This is a genomic window from Dietzia sp. IBK-p2-16D (assembly GCF_057773085.1).
Genome location: NZ_JBYMTL010000075.1, coordinates 1 through 435 on the forward strand (window position 1 = coordinate 1; position 435 = coordinate 435).

Sequence of the window (435 nt, forward strand, 5' to 3'; positions counted from 1 at the left end):
GAGCCAGGCGCAGCCACCGAGACGACGGAAGGCAGTCCTCGGCTTTTGTTCTGGTCGTGTTATGCGTCATGCCCGCGATCTCCGCGTACTGCTCGCCGTGAGCGTCCATCCAGACCAGCGCTAGCCAGTAGGCTTGTTCGTGTTCGGGCGTCTGCTCCCGCCACTCCTCGACCGATAGACCCCGCACCGCCGCCGCCCGATACGTCAGCAGAAGCACGAAGTCCGTGGCTAGTTTTTTGCGGCGTCCTCGATGGGCTTCCACCCGATCTCAGCCATCCAGCCGACGTGTCGCCGCACGGCATCGCAAAGCACCGCCCACGGGCCGCCGTCCATCCAATCGAGTCCGTTTCCCAGCGCGTCGTCATCGCTGAACACACGGGCCCCGGAGTCGTCGACCACGGTTGCCGCGACCAGCAGGCCGTCGAGCCGGTCCAG

At 66.0% G+C, this 435-nt stretch carries 2 protein-coding genes; both read right to left on the bottom strand.

Annotated elements, in window-relative coordinates:
- Positions 1-217 (bottom strand): hypothetical protein (locus AC3DE3_RS17425; RefSeq protein ID WP_488370878.1); only part of this gene is annotated, 217 nt, incomplete at its 3' end.
- 11 nt (positions 218-228) lie between these two features.
- Positions 229-435: hypothetical protein (locus AC3DE3_RS17430; protein WP_488370879.1), on the bottom strand; the 207-nt coding region annotated here is incomplete at its 5' end.